This window comes from Haloparvum sedimenti (genome assembly GCF_001462205.1).
Classification (GTDB): Archaea; Halobacteriota; Halobacteria; order Halobacteriales; family Haloferacaceae; genus Haloparvum; species Haloparvum sedimenti.
In genome coordinates, this window is the sequence record NZ_LKIR01000142.1 from 115,603 (window position 1) to 130,362 (window position 14,760).

The following is a 14,760-nucleotide window of genomic DNA, read 5'->3' on the forward strand; positions in this document are numbered from 1 at the left end:
CGGTGGTCCGGCTCGCACGAAGTCGCGAGTTCGACCACCTGGTCGTGGAGTCGTCGGGCATCTCCGAGCCCGCGCCCGTCGCGCGGCTGTTCACCACCGAGTCGCGCGTCGCCGCGCTGTACGACGTGAACGCGCTCGTGACGGTCGTGGACGCCCGACAGTTCCGCGACGCGTTCGCCGGCGAAGGGACCCCGGAGCGCCGCACGGACCCGGACGCCGACGAGCGGCCGCTCTCAGACCTCCTCGTGGAGCAGGTCGAGGTGTCGAACGTCGTCCTGCTCAACAAGGCCGACCTCTGTACGGACGCGGAGCTCGCGGAGGCCGAGGAGCTGATCGCGGCACTCCAGCCCGACGCCGAGACCATCCGCACCGAGTTCTCCGCGGTCGATCCCGCCCGTCTGCTGGACGAGGACCGCTTCGATCCGGACGAGATCGGCGACCTGCCGGGGTGGAAGCGCGCGCTCGCGGACGACGAGGGCGACGGGCACGACGAGGGCGGCCACGACGGGGACGGGCACGCCCACGACGAGCACGGCGACCACGCCCACCGCCACCCGGACGAGGTGTACGGCGTCACCTCGTTCACCTACCGACGACGACGCCCCTTCCACCCCGGCCGGATCGCCGCCCTCCTGCGTGACCTCCCGGAGAGCGTCGTCCGCTCGAAGGGGACGCTGTGGGTCGCGGACAACGACCACCGGCAGGTCGTCGGGCAGGCCGGCCCCTCGGTTCGCGTGGAAGCGCCCGGGCCGTGGATCGCCAGCCTCCCCGAGATCGACCGGGACCTCTACCGGTCGAACCGGCCCGACCTGGAGTGGCACGACGAGCACGGCGACCGCCTGACGGAGTACGTCGTCATCGGCACCGGACTGGACCGCGAGGCGGTGACCGAGGCGCTAGACGACTGTCTGGTCACCGACGAGGAGTGGGAGAGACTGGAGGAGGGCGAGTCCCTCGGCGCCGACGACCCCTTCCCCGACGAGCCGGGCGCGGAGGTCGCGCTCCGCGAGCCGGGCGCCTGAACCCCGGAGAGAACGCGAGACGGTCGCGAATCCGGACCACCGCGGAACGGTGCGCCCGGCGTCGGACGACCGAACCGCACTCACGGCGGGAGTTCCTCCTCATCCGCGAAAAGCGTTCGTCCGGCGTGCGGTCGCAGTGCGGTGCGGGGCGGTGTAGTCGGCGCGCGCCGCGGCGACCGCGGAGCGTGTCGCCGCGACCGCGCGAGGTCGCCAGCGTCGCCGTGAGCGCGGTGCGGAGCGAACGGCGGCTCGGAAATCTTTGATTTCCGGCGCGCTACTGCACGCTGGCTGCTCGAAAATCTCCGATTTTCGGTGGAGGCGGCCGCGTGGCCGCATGCGGTGTCTCCAGCGCGCTACTGCACGCTGGAGGCCAGCGGGACGCGGTTTGTCCCGCGCTGCGGTGTCGCGGCCACGCGGCCGCCGAGGTTGGGGAGGTGCGAGGCTGCTGTGCGGTCACGGTGCTGTGCGGTCACGGTGCTGTGCGGTTGCGGTGCTGTGCGGTTGCGGTGCTGTGCGGTTGCGGTGCTGTGCGGTCACGGTGCTGTGCGGTTGCGGTGCTGTGCGGTCACGGTGCGGTCGCGGTGCGGGGTGGGACTGAAAGGGTGGTCCTGTCCCGAGCGGCAGTATCAGCAACAGACACGGAAAACGCAGTAGTGAGAGTCGACTGGGACTTTCCGGGTGTTGGTGCCCCGATCAGCAGGTTCGACAACGGTTACAGAAACATCGCGCGGGGGGTCGACCCCATCGCGACACCCGCGAAAGCTACCCTTAACCGCGGTCAGCCACTAGATCGGGTATGAACTGTCACTACTGCGACCGGGAGGCCGCGTACGCCGCGTCCACGGACGGAGTGAGGGTCGGGCTCTGCGAGGAGCACTTCCGGGAGCAGGTCGAGCGCCTCGCGGAGTCCGAGGAGCTGGAGGAGCTCCGCGAGCGGATCGACATCGAGGGCGCCGAGTAGGCTCTCGCGGCGTTCCCTCTCCTTCTCTTACCTCACCCCACCTCACCGCCTCCTACCTCTCGATCCCCTTTCCGCGTCCCTTCCGCGCCGCGAGCGAACCTTAGAAGTCCCCGCGTTGCCAACGCCCGAGCATGCACCTCACCGACCGCCCGCGACGGCTGCGCACGGACGGCGTGCGCGAGCTCGTGGGCGAGACGACGCTGTCGGCGTCGGACCTGATGGCGCCGGTGTTCGTCGACGCGACGACCGACGAGCGCGTCCCCATCGAGTCGATGCCCGGTCACGAGCGCGTGCCGGTCGCGGAGGCGGCCGCGCGCGTCGAGGAGGTCCTCGCGACCGGCGTCGAGGCCGTCGTCGTGTTCGGCATCCCGGAGTCGAAGGACGCCCACGGGTCGCGCGCGTACGCCGAGGACGGCGTCGTCCAGCGCGCGATCCGGCGGATCACCGCCGAGACGGACGCCTACGTCGTCGGCGACGTCTGCCTCTGTGAGTACACCGACCACGGCCACTGCGGCGTGATCGAGGACGACGCCGAGGCGGACCCGACGCTCACGGTGAAAAACGACGAGACGCTGGACCTCCTCGCTCGGACCGCGGTCTCGCAGGCGGAGGCGGGCGCGGACATGGTCGCGCCCTCCGCGATGGCCGACGGGCAGGTGGCCGCGGTCCGCGAGGCGCTCGACGACGCCGGGCACGCGGACGTGGCGCTGATGAGCTACGCCGCGAAGTACGAGTCCGCCTTCTACGGCCCCTTCCGGGACGCCGCGGACGGGGCGCCGGCGTTCGGCGACCGCCGACACTACCAGATGGACCCCGCGAACCGCCGCGAGGGGATCCGGGAAGCGCGTCTCGACGCCGAGCAGGGCGCCGACGTGCTGATGGTCAAGCCCGCGCTGCCGTACCTCGACGTGGTCGCCGACCTCCGGCGGGAGTTCGACCGGCCGATCGCGGCGTACAACGTCTCGGGCGAGTACGCGATGCTCCACGCGGCCGCGGAGAAGGGGTGGCTCGACCTCGAAGCGGTCGCCTACGAGTCGCTGCTGTCGATCAAGCGTGCCGGCGCGGACCTGATCCTCACCTACTTCGCGGAGGATCTGGCGGACCGGCTCTGAGTCGACTCGGTCGAAACCGGAGCGAAGAAACCGGCCTCAGACGACCTGCTCGCCGTCGTCGTCGTACACCGCGATGGCGTCGACGGGGCAGACGCGGGCCGCGAACTTCGCGTCGAACTCCTCGCCGTCGGGCACCTCGACGACGAACACGTCCTCGTCGGTCTCCTCGCCGTCGACGAGGTCCGCCTTCCCCTCGTCGAGGTTCTTCTCGAAGCCGTCCCACTCCGCGACGCACTGGTACATGCCGATGCAGGTGTCGCGGTCGAACTCGACGCGCATGGGGCGGGATTAGGCGAGGCGGTACAAAGCGATGGCGTTCGTGGCGGGGTCCGGCAGCGGTCGAGACGGGGTCCGGCAGCGGTCGAGGACGACTCACAGTACGACCGCGACGACCGCGAACAGAATCAGCACCCCGCCCACGTCACAGAGGTTCGTCACGATTGGGATCGTGGTGTCGTCGGGGTTGAGCCCGATCCGGTAGGACGCCTGTACTGCGAGCAGGCTCATAACGACCACGAGCACCGCCAGCGCCATCCCGGACAGGAGCGAGACGGTGAGCACGTCGGCCAGTCCGAGGCTGCCGCCCAGCAGCCTGCCGAGGCCCCACGCGGCGACGCCGACCGCGGAGAACACCGTCGCCGCGAGCGCGAAGACGGCGCCGACGTTGGCCCGGACAGCGGGGTTCGACGGCGAGAGCTCGAACGTCCCGAGGTGGATCCCCGTCGAGAGCCGTGAGCACATGATCGACGCGAGGTTGCCCGCGGTCCCGATCTGCACCGGGACGAGGATCAGCAGCGCGGGGTTCTCCAGCAGCGCCTCCTCGTAGGTCTCCAGCACCGTCCCCGACACCATCTGGAGCACCGACAGCGCCGCCAGCAGCGGGACCATCGTGCGGACGATCCGGCGGATCGTCCAGTCCGGCGGGATCCCGCGACCGGTGCCGCGCTCGGCGTCGATCGGCGCCTCGTCGGGCGTCACCTCGTCGCGGGATGCGTCGGTGGTGCGCTTCCCATCCCCGGCGTCGCTCACAGCACGACCTCCATAACCCGGATCCCCACCATCAGGAACGCGACGCCGAACACGTCGCCGAGCGTGGTGACGATGGGACCGATGACGTTGTCGGGGTCGAGCCCGCGCCGGTAGCCGAGTAGGATCACCGTCAGGAGCACCGACAGCATCAGCACCGCCGAGAGGAAGCCCGCGACGACCATGATCCCGACGAGTTCGAGCACGTTCCCCTCGCGGCCGAGGACGCGGAGGACCGCGAACGCGACGACCGCGATGAAGACGGAGACGGTCATGCCGTTGACGAAGGAGGCGACGACCGCGTTCCGGAGCGGCCGATCGAGCGCGAAGTCCGGTTCGATGAGCCCCTGGTGGAGCCCGGTGGAGATCCGGGCGCCGAGCGAGCCGTAGACGCCGCCCCGCGTGGCGAGGAACGCCGGCAGAAGGAGCAACAGCCCCGGGACCTGCCCGATCCCGCGGCGCATCGTCTCGGTGCCGAGGATCGTCCCCGCGAACAGCCCGGCGACGAGGCTCACGAGGATCACCGGGAGCGCCTGTCGGTAGATGTCCCGGGCGGTGTCCTGCCCGTACATTCGTCCGTCCCAACGGCCACCGGGTACAAAAACCCGTGCGGGCACCGCGAACATCGCCGTCGACGGCGCTCCGAGGTGGCCTCGGGACTTAAGTCCGTCCGGCGGATCCGGGCGTGTATGGAGTACGCGCTCGCCATCGACGGCGCACCCGAGACGATCCCGGGCGGGACGGGGATCCTCCTGTTACACCCCAGCATCGGCGAGACCGACCGGATCGATACGGACTTTCTGAAGGTCGACACGGACGCCTTCCTCGTGGTGTCCACGCGGACGACCGCCCGCGAGGTCGAGCAGAAGTTGGACTATTACGACGTGGACGAGTCGAAGGCGACCATCCTCGACACGCTCTCCGTCGAGCGGGGCTACTCGCGCCGCTCCGCGGAGAACGTCCACTACGTCGCCGCGCCGGAGGACCTCGACGGCGTCGTCGAGCGCGTCGGGCGATTCCTCGCCGACACCGAGGGGAAGCGCCGCGTCTCCGTCGACTCGCTCACCGAGATGGCCTACTACGCCGACGAGGACGAGACGTACGAGGCCGCCGCGGCGATGGTCGACCTGCTCGCCGACCACGACGCAGTCGGCGTGTTTCACCTCTCGAAGGAGGTCCACGACGAGGCGACGATCGACCGCTTCCGGGAGCTGTTCGGCGGCGTCGTCGACCTCGGCGAGGACGGCTCCGTGAGCGTCGACTTCTGAGAGCAGGCGGCGAACAGCCCTCCAGAACGTTGCGGTCGGCGCGCGCGAGCAACGCGCGCGAGGGAGGCGGCGGCGCGGCCGCTTGCTGTGCGGTGCGGTTCCGCGGCCGCGCCGCCGCCGAGGTTGGGGAGGTGCGAGGCTGCGGTGCTGGGCGGTCGCGGTGCGGTTCTGGTGCGGTTGCGGGGTGGGACTGAAAGGGGCAGCCGGCTCGATCCCGCCCGGACGACGTAAGCACTCGCGGCGGGCGTTGCTGAGAGACGCGAGCGCGCAGCGAGGCCCGGCGGGTCGAGCCGGCTGGGGCTTTCTGGGTGTTGCTGTCTCGATCAGCAGGATCAACAGCAGTTTCAAAAACATCGTACGGAGAGCCGGCTGGGGCTTTCTGGGTGTTGCTGTCTCGATCAGCAGGATCTGCGACGGACACAGAAGAACCTCACAAAACGCCACAGGAAGGGGGAATCGCTGTTTCTCCGACCGCTTTTAGACGATGGCGCGCACACGCGGATGCATGAGCGACGACGCGGCCGCCGGGGACGCCGACGGTCACCACTACGCCGACCCCGACGAGAACCCCTACGTCCGCGACCCGCCGACCGACTTCGAACCGGTCGAGGAACTGGACCCGGAGACGGCGGCCGAGCAGGCCGCGCTGCTTCGGGACGCGGTCCGCGAACACGACTATCGGTACTACGTCGAGGCGGACCCCATCATCTCGGACGCGAAGTACGACGCGCTGTTCGACCGGTTGCTCGAACTGGAGGACGCGTTCGACCTCCCGACCGAAAACTCCCCGACACAGCGCGTCGGCGGGGCGCCGGTGGATCACCTCGAAACGGTCGCACACACCGCGCCGATGCTCTCCATCGACGCCTCGACCGACGCCGCGGACGTGCGCGAGTTCGACGAGCGCGTGCGCAGGAACCTCCGCGAGGCGGGGCTCGACCCCGACGTCGACTACGTCTGCGAGCCGAAGTTCGACGGCCTCTCCGTCGAGGTGATCTACGAGGACGGCGAATACGCGCGCGCCGCGACCCGAGGGGACGGGCACGAGGGCGACGACGTGACCGAGCAGGTGCGGACGATACGCGCGGTCCCGAGCAAGCTCCGGGGGGACCCCCCCGAGTTCCTCGCGGTCCGCGGCGAGGTGTACATGCCGCTGGACGCGTTCGAGGAGCACAACCGCGAGCGCCGAGAGGCGGGGAAGGAGCCGTTCGCGAACCCCCGAAACGCGGCCGCGGGGACGCTCCGCCAGCTCGACCCCTCCGTCGTCTCGGAGCGGCCGCTCTCGATCTTCTTCTTCGACGTGCTCGACTGGGCGGAGGCGGGCGGGACGGAGTCGGCCGGGGCGGGCGGGACGAGCGCGGACGCAAGAAGCGCCGGCTCGGAGGACGAGAACGCGGGAGACGCCGCCGAATCCGGCCACGAGCGCCCGCCGACCCACTGGGACGAACTCGGCCTCTTCGAGGACCTCGGGCTCAGACACAACGACCGCGTGGAACTGGTCGCGGACATCGACGAGTCGATCGACTACCGGGACCGGATGGAGTCGGTCCGCGACGACCTGAACTACGAGATCGACGGCACCGTCATCAAGGTGAACGACCACGCGGCCTGCGACGCGCTCGGAACCACCTCGCGGTCGTACCGCTGGGCGTTCGCCTACAAGTTCCCGCCGCGGACCGAGACCACGACGGTCGAGGACGTGGTCGTGCAGGTGGGCCGCACCGGCCGGCTCACGCCGGTCGCGATGCTCGATCCCGTCGAGGTCGGCGGCGTGACGGTTTCGCGGGCGACGCTCCACAACCCCGAGGAGATCGAGACGCTTGGCGTGAACGTCGGCGACGTGGTTCGGGTCTACCGCGCGGGCGACGTGATCCCCTACATCCCCGCGGTCGTGGAGAAGCGCTCGGAGGGGCACTACGAGTTCCCGGCGGAGTGCCCGGTCTGCGGCTCCGTGGTCGAGCGCGACGGTCCCCTGGCGTTCTGTACCGGTGGGCTCGGCTGTCCCGCACAGCTGGAGCGGGCGGTCGAGTACTGGGCGCGCCGCGACGCGCTCGACATCGAGGGGCTCGGGCCGGAGACGGTCGAACAGCTCCGGGAGGCCGGGCTCGTCGAGTCGCTCCCGGACCTCTACCGGCTGGAGAAGGACGACCTCGTGGGGCTGGAGGGGTGGGGCGAGACGAGCGCGGAGAACCTGATCGCGGAGCTTTCGGCCTCGAAGGAGCCGCCGCTCGACGAATTCCTCGCCGCGCTCGGCATCCCGGAGGTGGGGCCGACGACCGCGCGCTCGCTGTCGACGCACTTCGGGACGCTCGACGCGCTGCTGGACGCCGACGTCGAGGAGCTGACCGCGGTCGAGGACGTGGGCGAGACGGTCGCGACCGAGATTCGGGAGTTCCTCGACGCCGAGCGCAACCGCGAGGCCATCGAAGCCCTCCGCGACCTCGGGGTCGACCCCCAACCCGTCGCGGGCGAGACCGGCGACGAGCTCGACGGGCTGACGTTCGTGTTCACGGGCGCGCTGTCGGTCCCCCGTAGCGAGGCGCAGGAGCTGGTGGAGCGACACGGCGCGAACGCGACCGGGAGCGTGTCCGGCAACACCGACTACCTCGTCGTCGGCGAGGACCCCGGCGCGACCAAGCGCGCGGACGCGGACGAGGAAGGCGTGCCGGAACTGGACGAGGAGGCGTTCGCCGACCTGCTGGCCGATCGCGACATCGAGTGGCCGCCCGCGGAGTGACCCCGCGTCCGGCGCGTCCCCGATTCAGAAAACCGTCCGTATCAGGGCGCGACGCCGACCGTCAGCAGGGTTCCCCACGTCCGGTAGCGGTCGAGCATCGCCTCGCGCGTCTCCCAGTTCTCCGTCGGGAACGCCTCCGCGGGGGGGATCTCGATCTCGCGGTCCGGGATCGCGTCCTGTTCGGCGACGTGGAGCCCTGCCTCGCGGAACGCCTCGCGATACTGCTCGCGGCTCCACAGGGTCATGTCCACGGAGATGGAGTCCTGCCATGCGTGCGTGTGCTCGCTCTCCGCGAAGAAGTTGACCGCGCAGTAGAAGGTGCCGCCGGGCTTCAGAACCCGGTGGACCTCCTCGAGCGTTCGATGGGGGTCCGCGGCGTAGTAGAACGCCTCCATCGTGACGACGTGGTCGACCGAGTCGTCCGCGAACGGCAGGTCGTCGAAGTCCCCGACGAGGAAGCCAACGTCGGGATCGTCGGTGTAGCTCCGGGCGTTGCGGGCCATCTCCGGTGCGCCGTCGAGGCCGTAGCCGCGGCCGATCCCCCGCTCGCGGAGCGCGCGGAGCGCGTACCCCGACCCGGTTCCGAGGTCGACGACCGTGTCGCCCCGCTCCACGGGCATCCGGGCGAGGACGTGCTTCGCGGTGTGCCAGTGGCGCTCCTCCATCCCGCGGTCCTTCCCCGACGCGGCCCACTCGTCGAACTCCTCGCGAACGCTCATGACCGACTCTCCGGCCGGCGGCGTGAAAACCGGTTCGGACGCCTCGCCGTCGGGGGAGCCGTCGGGGGAGCCGTCGGGGGAGCCGTCGGGGGAGCCGTCGGGGCGCCGGCGAGGCGTCGGCGGGACCACGACGGACGGAGGGGCGCTGGCGGCGGAGTTTTATCGCCGCCCCTCGCATGGGGACCCATGAAGCGACCACGGGGGCTGCGGCGGCCCAACTTCCGGATCGCGGACTCCGCGCAGCAAATCGTCGGCGGGTTCCTGCTCGCGGGGCCGTTCGTCGTCACCGAGGAGGTGTGGGTGCTCGCCGGAGGGATGAACGGGCTGCAGGCCGTCCTGACCGCCTGTGTCGTCGCCGCCATCGGCTACGCGGCGCTGTACCGCGCGGACACCGGCCGCGACCCGGACGAGGAACAGGAGGTCGTCGGGATCCCCGTCCGGTTCGTCTCGCTGATGGTCGTCTCGTTCGGCTCTGTCACGGTGCTTGCGCTCCTGTTCGACGCGCCCGCGACGTTCCTCATCGATCGGGGGATCGCCGGCCGGGAACTCTGGTTCACCACCGCGAAGGCCGTGACCGTCGGCGCGGTGTTCAGCGTCGTCGGCGCCGCGACCGCCGACAGCGTCTTCTGAGACTTCCGTTTTGGAAAGCAGGAGCGGAGAGCGGAGTCGGTTCTGGCTGCGGCGGGATGGATGACCGGCAGGCGCCGTCAGTCCTCCTCCTCACGACGCTGCGTATAGGACCGCTCGTCCGGCTCGACCGGGACGTACGTCCGGCCGGCGCGGGCACCCATCGTCAGTTCGCCCAGCGAAAGCTGGGTCACGTCCTGCCCCTCGCGGACTTCCTGACGCCGGCGCTCGGAGGTCTGGAAGTAGTTGACCATCGTGACCAGCAGCACGCCGCCGAGGGTGTTCCCCAGCAGCACCGGCAGGATGAACGTCGTCAGGCCGGACAACAGCGCCGCCTCGCCCAGGAAGAAGAGGTACATCAGCTCCGTGAACGAGACGACGACGTGGAAGAGGTTCGCCAGCGGGATACAGAGGAACGCGACGTAGATCAGGACCAGCCGCGAGATGGTGTCCCGCGAGGCGTAGTCCATCCAGACGACGCCCGCGACGATGAACCCGGCGGCGCAGGCCTTGAAGAACAGGTCCCAGAAGGGCGTCTGCAAACCGCTCTGTGAGAGACTCATCGCGGCTTCCGCGGCCGCGGGCGAGAAGACGCCGGTGTACGCCAGCACGAGCGCACCCAACCCGCCGCCAACGAAATTGCCGATCACCACGATGAGCCAGACCCGCAACAGCGCGGGGATGCTGGCAAGCCGCTCCAGCACGAGCGCGACCGGCGGGAGCGTGTTCTCGGTGTACAGCTGATACCCGCCGATGATGATGTAGATGAACCCGATGGGGTACAGAAGCGCCTTCAGGATCGGGTGGCCGTCCGTGGCGCCGTACAGCGACGCGTACATCAAGAACGTCAGCGTGATCGCGAACCCGGCCGCCAGCGCGCTGAAGAACAGCTCGCGGATCCCGGTGTCGATCTCGTCGTCCGCGGCTGCGACGATGCGCTGGAACACCTCGTCGGTCTCGAAGCGGTCCCGGACCACCGCCCCGACAGCCGGCGCGCCGTGACGCGACTCCTCGACCGCCTGTCGGACGGCCTCGCTTCCGTTTTCCTCATCGTCGCTGTCGGTCATCAGGTGTCGGTACAGGGGCCGGGGTAAAAATGGCTGCCACCGCGGCCGGCGATCAGGAGGGGTCCGTCCGCTCGGCTTCGGGACGCGAACCGGCGGTTTAACACCTCCCGCCGACCTCGGTCCAACCGACATGCCCCGCGTCTGGCTCGTCGACCGACAGTTCGACTCGAAGGGCCTCGTCCGTCTCACCTACGCCACGGCCGACGGCGAGCGCATGCACACCACCGAGATCGCCCAGCAGCGGCTCGTCACGAGAGGCGGCGTCACCGCCGGCCGCGAGGTGGACGGGTCGGACCTGGCCGCGACGGACCCCGAGGACATCGAGCGCTTCGCCCGCGAGGCCGCCCGGATGGCCGAGGAGCACGACCTCGACGACGAGGTGTAGCGCGGCCCGGCCGACGAGGTGTGGCGCGGCCCGGCCGACGAGGTGTGGCGCGGCCCGGCCGACGAGGTGTCGCACGCTCTCTCCGACCCTTTAAATCCGAGCGGGGACGACGGACACCCAATGGAACCGACCTCGCTCTCCGGGCTCCCCGCGGGCGTCGGCGAGGCCCTCGAAGCGGAGGGGATCGCCGAGCTCTACCCGCCCCAGGAGGCGGCGGTCGACGCCGGAGTGACCGACGGCGAGAGCCTCGTCGCGGCCGTGCCGACCGCGTCCGGGAAGACGCTGATCGCCGAGTTAGCGATGCTCTCGGCCGTCGAGCGCGGCGGGAAGGCGCTGTACATCGTTCCCCTGCGCGCGCTGGCGTCCGAGAAGAAGGCCGAGTTCGAGCGCTGGGCGGAGTTCGGCGTGACGACCGGCGTCTCGACGGGCAACTACGAGTCGGACGGCGAGTGGCTCGCGAGCCGCGACATCATCGTGGCCACCTCCGAGAAGGTCGACTCGCTGATCCGCAACGGCGCCCCGTGGATCGACGACCTCACCTGCGTCGTCTCCGACGAGGTCCACCTCGTGGACGACGCCGGCCGCGGCCCGACGCTGGAGGTGACCCTCGCGAAGCTCCGCCGCGTGAACCCCGGCCTGCAGACCGTCGCGCTCTCCGCGACCGTGGGCAACGCGGACGTAGTCGCCGACTGGCTCGACGCCGAGTTGGTGGAGTCGGACTGGCGCCCCATCGACCTCCGGATGGGCGTCCACTTCGGCAACGCGATCAACTTCGACGACGGGAGCCAGAAGGAGGTCCCCGTTGAGCGCGGCGAGGACCAGACCGCGGCGCTCGTCGCGGACGCGCTCGACACCGAGGAGGAGGGACAGGGCGGCTCCTCGCTGGTGTTCGTCAACTCCCGACGAAACGCGGAGTCGGCCGCGCGCAAGCTGACCGACGTGACGAAGCCCCGACTGACCGCCGACGAGCGCGACGACCTCCGTGCGCTGGCCGAGGAGATCAGGGGCGTCTCGGACACCGACACGTCCGAGGACCTGGCCGACGCCGTCGAGCAGGGCGCCGCCTTCCACCACGCCGGGCTCGCGAGCAAGCACCGGAGCCTCGTGGAGGACGCCTTCCGCGACCGGCTGATCAAGGTCATCGCCGCGACGCCGACGCTCGCGGCGGGGGTGAACACGCCGGCCCGCCGCGTGATCGTCCGCGACTGGCGGCGCTACGACGGCGAGTTCGGCGGCATGAAGCCGCTGGACGTGCTGGAGGTCCACCAGATGTGCGGCCGCGCCGGGCGGCCGGGGCTCGACCCCTACGGCGAGGCGGTGCTGCTCGCGAAGGACTCCGACACGATGGACGAACTGTTCGAGCGGTACATCTGGGCCGAGCCGGAGAACGTGCGCTCGAAGCTCGCCGCCGAGCCCGCGCTCCGAACGCACGTGCTCGCGACCGTCGCGACCGGCTTCGCCTCGACCCGCGAGGGACTGTTAGAGTTCCTGAGCAACACGCTGTACGCCACGCAGACGGACGATGACCGCCGGCTGGAGTCGGTGACGGACACCGTGCTCGACTACCTGGAGATCAACGGGTTCCTCGACCGCGAGTACGCGGACGGGACGGAGTCGCTGTCGGCCACCTCGACGGGTCATACCGTCTCCCGGCTGTATCTGGACCCCATGAGCGCCGCCGAGATGATCGACGGGCTGGAGGCGGCCGCGGGGGCGGAGGGGGGAGACGGAGACGAGGCGGACGCCGGAACCGCGAACGCCGAGTTCGTCCCCGCCGAGGACGGGGGGACCGGCGAGGAGGCCGCGTTCGTCAACTACACGCGGAGCGAGGCGGACGGCGCCGAGGACGGAGAGGAGAACGAAGAGGAGAGTTCGGACGAGGGCGAGGGTACGGATGAAGGTGAAAGCGACGGGAGCGCCGACATCGACCTCACTCCGCTCGGGCTCTATCACCTCGTGAGTCGGACGCCCGACATGTACGAGCTCTACCTCAAGTCCGGCGACCGCGAGACGTACACCGAGCTCTGCTACGAGCGCGAGGCGGAGCTCCCGGGCGACGTGCCCTCGGAGTACGAGGACGTGCGCTTCGAGGACTGGCTCGCGTCGCTCAAGACGGCGCGGATGCTGGAAGACTGGGCCAGCGAGGTGGACGAGGACCGAATCGCCGAGCGGTACGGCGTCGGCCCGGGCGACATCCGCGGGAAGGTCGAGACCGCGGAGTGGCTCCTCCGGGCGGCCGAGACGCTCGCACGCGAGGTGGACGTGGACTCGGATGCGGTCGTCGCGGTCCGCGAGGCGCGCAAGCGCGTCGAGTACGGCGTTCGCGAGGAGCTTTTGGACCTCGCGGGGGTCCGGAGCGTCGGGCGCAAGCGCGCTCGGCGGCTCTACGAGGCGGGCATCGAGGATCGGGCGGACCTCCGTGAGGCCGACAAGTCGGTGGTACTCGGTGCGCTCCGCGGGCGCGAGAAGACCGCCGAGCGCATCCTCCAGAACGCCGGCCGCGAGGACCCCTCGATGGACAACGTGCGCGCGGACGCGAGTGCCTCCGCGGCCGCGACCGCCGGCGCCGCGGAGGGGGACGGCGACGGCCAGTCGAGCCTGGGTGATTTCGGATGACGGGCGCGACTGCCAGCAGTGCTCCCGAGGTCGACGTACGCGTCGTGGCGGGGACCGCGCGGGTCGACGACCTCGACGCGTTCCTCGCGGAGGTGAACGCCGTCCGCGAGGCGACCGGGGCCGTGGTACAGGTGTTCGACGCGCAGTACGTCGTCTCCCGGCGACACCTCGTCCGCGCGGTCGAGTTGGCCGAACGGGCGGCCGCCCGCGGGGAGACCGTCGCGCGGGACCGTGCGGTCGGGGTGCTGCTGTACGCCGCCGGCTGCCGGCAGATCGACCGCGCACTGGCGATGGGCGTCGACGAAGGCGAGGGGGCGGCCGCGGCGGTCGTCTACGCGCCGTCGGCGGCCGAAGGGGAAACCGGCGGAGAGCGCGGACGCGGAGACCGGCGGACCGAAGAGCGCGGATGCGGTGACCGGCGGACCGAAGAGCGCGGATGCGGTGACCGGCCGACCGAAGAGCGCGGATGCGGTGACCGGCCGACCGAAGAGCGCGGATGCGGTGACCGGCCGACCGAGGAGAACGAGGAAGCCGTCGAGAGGGCGGTCGACCGCGTGCTCGACCTGCTAGCCGATTCCGCGGTCGTGGGGCCCGACGGGGACGTTCCCGGGACCGACCGCGCGACCGTCCGAGAGTTCTTCGACGTGAGCGACGCGGAGCTGGCCGCGGTCGACGGGACGCTCGCGGACGTGGTGCTGGAACGGGTCGCTCTGCTCGACGTGGAGAAGTGACCGACTGGGTAGGTTCGGCGGGCGACGACCGGAGCGGTTCGGCGGGCGACAACCGGTCGCGAACGAGGACCCGGAGACCCCTCCGTTTCAGGTGGAAACACGGAGACGTGACTCCGAACGCAGTGCAGGAGAAATAGTTCCACCAGGATTCGAACCTGGGTCGAAGCCCCCAGAAGGCTTCAGGATTGGCCGCTACCCCATGGAACTACGAACGCATCAGTCGGTAGTGCGTGGATAGTTATGAGTGTTGCGAAGCCGAGTCGGCTGGCGACCCGCTTCCTGCGGGTGGTTTTTGCAGCATGCGCCGGTCGCCGTGGTCGGCCCAAGGACGAGCGAGGACCGATACGTCGTGGTGGCAGTTTCCTCGGAGGTGCATATATCGTTACCTATTAGTCCGACAGATAACCACGTTCGTGTATGTACATCGGTCGTTTCGTCGTCGTCGGACCCGGTATCGGCGCCTATCGCGTCTCCTCACGCTCGTTCCCG

At 70.3% G+C, this 14,760-nt stretch carries 13 protein-coding genes, 1 tRNA gene and 2 pseudogenes; 10 read left to right on the forward strand and 6 right to left on the reverse strand.

Annotated elements, in window-relative coordinates:
* The 3 genes from AN233_RS15160 to hemB form a co-directional block, all read left to right on the forward strand.
* Positions 1 to 1,022: CobW family GTP-binding protein (locus AN233_RS15160; RefSeq protein ID WP_245626090.1), on the forward strand; the 1,022-nt coding region annotated here is incomplete at its 5' end.
* Between the two features lie 796 nt (positions 1,023 to 1,818).
* Positions 1,819 to 1,983: a DUF6757 family protein gene (locus AN233_RS17505; RefSeq protein ID WP_176696706.1), complete on the forward strand. Its 165-nt coding sequence runs from the start codon at positions 1,819 to 1,821 to the stop codon at positions 1,981 to 1,983.
* Between the two features lie 131 nt (positions 1,984 to 2,114).
* On the forward strand, positions 2,115 to 3,095 hold the full coding sequence (gene hemB, locus AN233_RS15165) for a porphobilinogen synthase (protein WP_058367602.1): 981 nt from the start codon (positions 2,115 to 2,117) through the stop codon (positions 3,093 to 3,095).
* A gap of 36 nt (positions 3,096 to 3,131) precedes the next feature.
* Here the strand turns inward: hemB and AN233_RS15170 are convergent, their stop codons facing one another.
* From AN233_RS15170 to AN233_RS15180, 3 genes are all read right to left on the reverse strand, one after another.
* Positions 3,132 to 3,374, reverse strand: coding sequence for a ferredoxin (locus AN233_RS15170; RefSeq protein ID WP_058367603.1), 243 nt, complete (start codon positions 3,372 to 3,374; stop codon positions 3,132 to 3,134).
* Positions 3,375 to 3,467: 93 nt separating this feature from the next.
* On the reverse strand, positions 3,468 to 3,983 hold the full coding sequence (locus AN233_RS15175) for a magnesium transporter (protein WP_058367651.1): 516 nt from the start codon (positions 3,981 to 3,983) through the stop codon (positions 3,468 to 3,470).
* A gap of 137 nt (positions 3,984 to 4,120) precedes the next feature.
* Positions 4,121 to 4,693 carry a magnesium transporter gene (locus AN233_RS15180; protein ID WP_058367604.1) on the reverse strand — a complete coding sequence of 191 codons (573 nt, stop codon included), beginning with the start codon at positions 4,691 to 4,693 and terminating at the stop codon, positions 4,121 to 4,123.
* A 117-nt stretch (positions 4,694 to 4,810) separates the two neighbouring features.
* Here AN233_RS15180 and AN233_RS15185 point away from each other — a divergent pair, with 117 nt between their 5' ends.
* Positions 4,811 to 5,389, forward strand: a complete 579-nt coding sequence (locus AN233_RS15185; protein ID WP_058367605.1) for a DUF7090 family protein — start codon at positions 4,811 to 4,813, stop codon at positions 5,387 to 5,389.
* Between the two features lie 505 nt (positions 5,390 to 5,894).
* Positions 5,895 to 8,126: an NAD-dependent DNA ligase LigA gene (ligA, locus tag AN233_RS15190; protein WP_058367606.1), complete on the forward strand. Its 2,232-nt coding sequence runs from the start codon at positions 5,895 to 5,897 to the stop codon at positions 8,124 to 8,126.
* Positions 8,127 to 8,167: 41 nt separating this feature from the next.
* Here ligA and AN233_RS15195 read toward each other — a convergent pair whose 3' ends face one another.
* A complete protein-coding gene (locus tag AN233_RS15195) occupies positions 8,168 to 8,845 on the reverse strand; it encodes a class I SAM-dependent methyltransferase (RefSeq protein ID WP_058367607.1) in 678 nt (225 codons plus the stop codon).
* 186 nt (positions 8,846 to 9,031) lie between these two features.
* Here AN233_RS15195 and AN233_RS15200 point away from each other — a divergent pair, with 186 nt between their 5' ends.
* Complete coding sequence (locus AN233_RS15200; RefSeq protein ID WP_058367608.1) at positions 9,032 to 9,475, forward strand: hypothetical protein; 444 nt, start codon at positions 9,032 to 9,034, stop codon at positions 9,473 to 9,475.
* A gap of 125 nt (positions 9,476 to 9,600) precedes the next feature.
* Here the strand turns inward: AN233_RS15200 and AN233_RS15205 are convergent.
* Positions 9,601 to 10,539 (reverse strand): annotated as a pseudogene (locus tag AN233_RS15205) (formate/nitrite transporter family protein); the annotation flags it as partial.
* Positions 10,540 to 10,669: 130 nt separating this feature from the next.
* On the opposite strand from AN233_RS15205, the gene AN233_RS15210 reads away from it, so the two are divergent.
* The 3 genes from AN233_RS15210 to cgi121 all read left to right on the forward strand — a co-directional run bounded on the left by AN233_RS15210 (position 10,670) and on the right by cgi121 (position 14,271).
* Positions 10,670 to 10,924: a hypothetical protein gene (locus tag AN233_RS15210; RefSeq protein ID WP_058367610.1), complete on the forward strand. Its 255-nt coding sequence runs from the start codon at positions 10,670 to 10,672 to the stop codon at positions 10,922 to 10,924.
* A 120-nt stretch (positions 10,925 to 11,044) separates the two neighbouring features.
* Positions 11,045 to 13,540: an ATP-dependent DNA helicase gene (locus tag AN233_RS15215; protein ID WP_058367611.1), complete on the forward strand. Its 2,496-nt coding sequence runs from the start codon at positions 11,045 to 11,047 to the stop codon at positions 13,538 to 13,540.
* Positions 13,537 to 14,271: a KEOPS complex subunit Cgi121 gene (cgi121, locus tag AN233_RS18185; RefSeq protein WP_058367612.1), complete on the forward strand. Its 735-nt coding sequence runs from the start codon at positions 13,537 to 13,539 to the stop codon at positions 14,269 to 14,271. The genes AN233_RS15215 and cgi121 overlap by 4 nt, the downstream gene beginning before the upstream one ends.
* A gap of 134 nt (positions 14,272 to 14,405) precedes the next feature.
* Here cgi121 and AN233_RS15225 read toward each other — a convergent pair.
* A tRNA-Gln gene (locus tag AN233_RS15225) sits at positions 14,406 to 14,478 on the reverse strand.
* Positions 14,479 to 14,688: 210 nt separating this feature from the next.
* Here AN233_RS15225 and AN233_RS18190 point away from each other — a divergent pair.
* Positions 14,689 to 14,760, forward strand: a pseudogene (locus AN233_RS18190) (IMP cyclohydrolase); the annotation flags it as partial.

What these genes read in the sequence shown, in the direction of transcription:
- AN233_RS15170 (WP_058367603.1), bottom strand. Translation starts at nt 3,374, where the DNA reads ATGCGCGTCGAGTTCGACCGCGACACCTGCATCGGCATGTACCAGTGC.
- AN233_RS15200 (WP_058367608.1), top strand. Translation starts at nt 9,032, where the DNA reads ATGAAGCGACCACGGGGGCTGCGGCGGCCCAACTTCCGGATCGCGGAC.
- hemB (WP_058367602.1), top strand. Translation starts at nt 2,115, where the DNA reads ATGCACCTCACCGACCGCCCGCGACGGCTGCGCACGGACGGCGTGCGC.
- cgi121 (WP_058367612.1), top strand. Translation starts at nt 13,537, where the DNA reads ATGACGGGCGCGACTGCCAGCAGTGCTCCCGAGGTCGACGTACGCGTC.
- AN233_RS15195 (WP_058367607.1), bottom strand. Translation starts at nt 8,845, where the DNA reads ATGAGCGTTCGCGAGGAGTTCGACGAGTGGGCCGCGTCGGGGAAGGAC.
- AN233_RS15185 (WP_058367605.1), top strand. Translation starts at nt 4,811, where the DNA reads ATGGAGTACGCGCTCGCCATCGACGGCGCACCCGAGACGATCCCGGGC.
- AN233_RS15210 (WP_058367610.1), top strand. Translation starts at nt 10,670, where the DNA reads ATGCCCCGCGTCTGGCTCGTCGACCGACAGTTCGACTCGAAGGGCCTC.
- AN233_RS15215 (WP_058367611.1), top strand. Translation starts at nt 11,045, where the DNA reads ATGGAACCGACCTCGCTCTCCGGGCTCCCCGCGGGCGTCGGCGAGGCC.
- ligA (WP_058367606.1), top strand. Translation starts at nt 5,895, where the DNA reads ATGAGCGACGACGCGGCCGCCGGGGACGCCGACGGTCACCACTACGCC.
- AN233_RS15175 (WP_058367651.1), bottom strand. Translation starts at nt 3,983, where the DNA reads ATGGTCCCGCTGCTGGCGGCGCTGTCGGTGCTCCAGATGGTGTCGGGG.
- AN233_RS15180 (WP_058367604.1), bottom strand. Translation starts at nt 4,693, where the DNA reads ATGTACGGGCAGGACACCGCCCGGGACATCTACCGACAGGCGCTCCCG.
- AN233_RS17505 (WP_176696706.1), top strand. Translation starts at nt 1,819, where the DNA reads ATGAACTGTCACTACTGCGACCGGGAGGCCGCGTACGCCGCGTCCACG.